The sequence below is a fragment of the Clostridium sp. genome, assembly GCF_016650095.1.
Classification (GTDB): domain Bacteria; phylum Bacillota; class Clostridia; order Clostridiales; family Clostridiaceae; genus Clostridium_AD.
This window is the reverse complement of sequence record NZ_JAENWL010000285.1, coordinates 1-4,949: the sequence shown is the minus strand read 5'-3', so window position 1 is coordinate 4,949 and position 4,949 is coordinate 1. Positions and strand designations below refer to the sequence as shown.

Genomic DNA, 4,949 nt, shown 5'->3' with positions numbered 1-4,949 from the left:
GCAAATATTGTGATATAATCTGAATAATAAAAAAGTTTTAAGGAGTCCACAATGAAGAAATTATATAAGATTATAATTGGCTTATTGCTCACTACAATAGCAGTCTGTATAACATTATCAATAACCTATTCAAGGCAAGTTGATAAAATGCTTATTGATGTAAAAGTCAGTTTGTTTAACTCTCAAAAGACACCCAAGTACCATTTTTTTATAATATTACATAATTCAGATGAGCCTTATGTTAAAGATCTGGAAAAGGGCTTGATAGATATGGCTAGCTCATTGGACATAGCTATTGAGACGAATTATAGCAATGGTGTAGACGATTACAAAGATACAATTAAGTATATAAACATAGCAATAGATTCGAAAGTAGATGGAATAATAACGCATGCTTACAACACCGAGGAGTTTCAAAAGTTAATAGATAAAGCTGAAGAATATAGTATACCCGTTATAACCTTAGATGCAGATTTATCTAGTAGTAAAGGATCAGCATATGTTGGAACAAATGGGTTTGAAATTGGTTCAAAAGCGGGTAAGTTAGTAGCAGAGGCATTAAAAGGGAAAGCAAAGGTAGCAATTATATTAGAAAGTTCGGAAGGTAACGGAAACCTTAAGTTAGATGGGTTTAATGACGGAATAAAAAACTATAAGGATATTAAAGTAGAAACAGTTGAAATATCTGATAATGGAATACTTGGGGCAAACAACGTGACACAAGAAATAATAAATAGTCATCCTTCTGTAAATGCAATAGTTTGTACAAGCTCTAAAGATGCTATAGGAGCAGCGCAGCTAGTTGTAGATTTTAATCGTGTAGGAGACATAACGATAATAGGCTATGACAGCACCCCAGAAATTTTAAGTTATATACAAAAGGGTGTGATTTATGGAACAATAGTTCCTGGTGCATATAAAATTGGTGGTGATAGTATTAGAACCTTAGTAGATTTAAAGGATAATGGAAGAGTATCTGCCTACACACATAGTGATTCCATTATAATAACTAAGTCCAATTTGAATCAGTATTTGAAATAAAGAATTGAAAGAGGTAGAAAAAAAGTGACAAGTTATTTAAAAAAGGTGTTAGGGTTCAATACTATTAGGGGGAAGCTATTACTTTATTCATTACTATTAATTCTAATAATGATTTCTACAAGTCTTTATACATTATATAATGCTAAGCATATTCTAGAAAAATTTGACTATATGTTTATTAATGATACGTATTTAACTGATCTGTCTGTAGATATACAAAATATAGATGAAGAGTTATTAAGTTATTTAACAACTAAAAGCTCTGATAGTTTGCGGGACTATACAAAAATTAGTGATAGCTTAAGAATTAGTTCCAATAAAATTAGTAGAGACATTTCCTATGAAAATGGAAAGTTAATGTTAAAGGATATTGGGAATATGATCGACAAGTATTTAGCTGAGGGTGATGCAGCTATTAGATCAAAAAGGGGAAGAGACGTAGAAGAATGTAATTTAAGGTATAGTGAGAGTAAGGAAATTGTAGGATATATAAATACCTATATCAAGCAGTTAAATTTAAATCAATTTCATGAAAATGCTGAAAAGTATTTTTCTATAACAGAAAAATTAAGATTTCTTCAAATGTTTAATATAGTTATTATAGCGAGTACATTTTTATTAAATGTAGTTCTTACCTTCTGGTTTGCCAATAAGACTTCTGTTCCAATTGTAAGCCTTGCAACATCAGCAAACGAAATGGCTAAGAATAATTTTGACACGGAAAATGTGAAAGTCGATACTAATGATGAGCTTAAAGTTATGGCAGATGCTTTTAATAAAATGAAGGGACACATTAGTAATCATATTGGGGAACTTAAATATCAAGCTGAAACTGAATCAAACCTTAAGGATGAAAAACTTGCTAATTTAAAAATGAAGAATCTCTTAAAAAATGCGGAACTTAAAGCATTGCAATCTCAAATAAATCCACATTTTCTTTTTAATACTCTCAATGCAGGAGTTCAGCTGGCTATGATGGAGGATGCAGAGAAAACATGTGTATTTCTTGAAAAAATGTCTGATCTTTTTAGATATAATTTAAGAAGGATGGATACTCCTGTGACCCTCGGAGAAGAAATTGAAAGTGTATATGCATATATATATTTGCTCCAAACAAGATTTGGAGATTTAATTAAATATGAATACTATATAGATGAAGATGCCTTAGACATTATTATGCCGTCACAAATAATTTAACCTATAATTGAAAATGCATGTGTTCATGGAGTTAATGATATGGAGGTTGGGGGTAAAATATGTTTAAGAGTAAAAAAGGTACAGGATACGGTTCAAGTTATAATTGAAGATAATGGAAAAGGAATGGACTCGAAAACAATTCATGAAATATGTGATTTAGGTTTAAAAAGGGCGGCGAATAAAGATGAAAAAGGTCATACTACTAGTATTGGGATGGGAAATGTAATAAAAAGACTTAAGGCTTTTTATGGACAAGAAGATGTCATTGAGATAAGGTCCGAAGCTTTCAAAGGGACTAAGGTTATTTTGAAACTGCCTTTAATAAAGGAGGAGGATATACTTGTTTAAACTTTTAATTGTAGACGATGAAAAAATTGTGAGAGAGGCAGTAACCTTTATTATTAATAAAGAATTTAAAGAAGTTATAGAATTCGATTTAGCAAAATCTGGGCGCGAGGCTATAGAAAAGTGTCTAAGCTTTAATCCTGATATAGTCTTAATGGACATTAGAATGCCTGGTATTAATGGGATGGAAGCAATAAATGAAATAAAAAAAACTAAATTAAATACTGTTTTCATAATTGTTTCAGCTTATGAGCAATTTGAGTATGCAAAAGAAGCCATAAGGCTCGGTGTGAACGATTATATTCTAAAGCCAATTATAAAAAAAAATTTAGTTAGCACAATTGAGAATGTTTTAAAAAAGCTAACTATTGAGAAAGATGAAAAGAGAGCAGAACTCGAAAATATTGAAAATTATCAGAACTTAATTCCTTTTATTGAACATGGATTTATATATTCCATTCTCCTTGGTGAAAGTTATGGGAGTAGGCTAGCAAAATACAAGGAGCTATTAGGATTGAGTGAAGCTGGCGGTTATATAATGATTTTGGAGTCTAAAGGAAATGGGAACTTAACTAACTTTAAAGAAATATTAAAACATGAAGGCGAACAGGAATATTACAAAGTAATTAGGGATGCCTTTAAATATAAAAGTAACTGCGTTATTGGACCTTTAATGATAAATAGGATAGTAGCATTTATTTCATCGAATTTTAATGAAGAATACGCTGGTAGAGTAAAAGCATATGAAATAGCTTCTTATGTAGTGAGTAAATTAAAAGACTTTAGTAATGAATTTGAGTTAAATATTGGTATTGGTAGCTATAAAACTGTTAATAACATATCTTGTTCTTATGAAGAAGCATTAAGGGCACTTCGATATTATAAAGATAAAGGGTTTGTTCATATAAAAGATATTACGGCGCTAGTGAATAATATATCTGAATATCCAAAGGACCAAGAGAATAGACTTGTTGAAATGATAATGAATACTGATGGGGAAGCAGCCCTTAGCGCTTTTAATAAAATATATATTTGGGTACTTAAAAATTATAATGATTCATATAAAGAAGGTAAATGGAGACTCATGGAATTAATGATGATTATAGATAGAATATCCTTTGATTTTGGAATTAAGGATGAAAATAAAAGTTACTTGTTTGATATGAATAGCATAGAAGGGTATTTAGCACTTGAAAGCTTATGTAGGGAAAGAATAGTATATATAACCAAAAATATTCGCGAACTTCAAAAAAGGAAAACAAATAGAGTTATTGTTGATGCAAAGTTGTTCATCAATGAGAATTTTAGTGAAGAGTTAACTTTAGAGGAGGTTTCTAAGGTGGTGTGCGTGAGCCCGCAATATTTTAGTAGACTTTTTAAAGAAGAGACCTCCCAAAATTTCATAGAATATCTTACTAAAGTTAGAATTAATAGCGCAAAAGAACTTATGAAAAGATCAGATCTAAGTATAAAAGAAATATGTTTTAAGACTGATTATGCTGATCCAAATTATTTTAGCCATATTTTTAAAAAAACTGAAAAATTAACACCTTCAGAATATATAAAACGCTGTAATAAGGAGTAGGTTAGAATATGAGTGGTGGGAAAAAACAATTGTACAGAAATATGGGCATATTACTAATTGTAATTTTAGTTGGTGGGCTTTATGTTTATAAAATTAATAAAAAAGCAATTGAAATAAAAGATCCTAGTAAGGTTAAGATTGGGCTTTGTATGGATTCGCTTATAATTGAAAGATGGCAAATAGACAGAGATATTTTTATGGCAAAGGCTAAGGAACTTGGTGCAGAGGTAATAGTTCAAAATGCTGGTAGTGTTAGCGATGAACAAATTAATCAAATAAAGTATTTAATAGAAGAGGGAGTCGATGTTTTAGTAATAGTTGCAAATGAAAGTGATGCATTGGTACCGGTTGTTAGAATGGCAAAGAAAAGAGGGATAAAAGTAATTGCTTATGACAGGATAATAAGAAAAGGAAATGTAGATCTTTATGTAACATTTGATAATGAGAGAGTTGGAGAATTAATGGGAGATGCTATAGTAAAAAAGGTTCCCAGTGGAAACTATATTATTATAAATGGAAATAAGCAAGATTATAATGCAATAGAATTTAATAAAGGCTATATGAAAGCTTTAAGTTCAGGTATTAAAAGTGGAAATATAAAGATAGTTAACGAAGTTTGGTCAGAAAACTGGAATGAGGAAGAGGCTATAAAGTGTGTCGAAGAAACTATTGAAAGTGGTGTAAGAATAGATGGTATCGTAGCTGCAAACGATACTCTTGCTCAAGCTGCTATTGAGGTTTTAGCGGAACATAGACTTGCAGGAAAGGTTGCTGTGGTGGG

5 protein-coding genes are annotated in these 4,949 nt (G+C 30.7%); all 5 read left to right on the top strand.

Annotation, left to right across the window (positions count from 1 at the left end):
• Window positions 1-51 precede the first annotated feature (51 nt).
• Complete coding sequence (locus JJE11_RS14555; protein ID WP_291636876.1) at window positions 52-1,041, top strand: ABC transporter substrate binding protein; 990 nt, start codon at window positions 52-54, stop codon at window positions 1,039-1,041.
• A 171-nt stretch (window positions 1,042-1,212) separates the two neighbouring features.
• Entirely contained in the window at window positions 1,213-2,238 is a 1,026-nt protein-coding gene (locus JJE11_RS14550) for a sensor histidine kinase (protein WP_291636875.1), read from the top strand.
• A 3-nt stretch (window positions 2,239-2,241) separates the two neighbouring features.
• A complete protein-coding gene (locus JJE11_RS14545; RefSeq protein ID WP_366927943.1) occupies window positions 2,242-2,586 on the top strand; it encodes an ATP-binding protein in 345 nt (114 codons plus the stop codon).
• Window positions 2,579-4,168 (top strand): response regulator, encoded by a 1,590-nt coding sequence (locus JJE11_RS14540; RefSeq protein ID WP_291636874.1) that lies wholly within the window; start codon window positions 2,579-2,581, stop codon window positions 4,166-4,168. The genes JJE11_RS14545 and JJE11_RS14540 overlap by 8 nt, the downstream gene beginning before the upstream one ends.
• 8 nt (window positions 4,169-4,176) lie before the next feature.
• Window positions 4,177-4,949 (top strand): substrate-binding domain-containing protein (locus JJE11_RS14535; RefSeq protein WP_291636872.1); only part of this gene is annotated, 773 nt, incomplete at its 3' end.

Bases quoted from the DNA above. Each gene is read 5' to 3' on its own strand.
- JJE11_RS14550 (WP_291636875.1), top strand. From the start codon at position 1,213: ATGTTTATTAATGATACGTATTTAACTGATCTGTCTGTAGATATACAA.
- JJE11_RS14555 (WP_291636876.1), top strand. From the start codon at position 52: ATGAAGAAATTATATAAGATTATAATTGGCTTATTGCTCACTACAATA.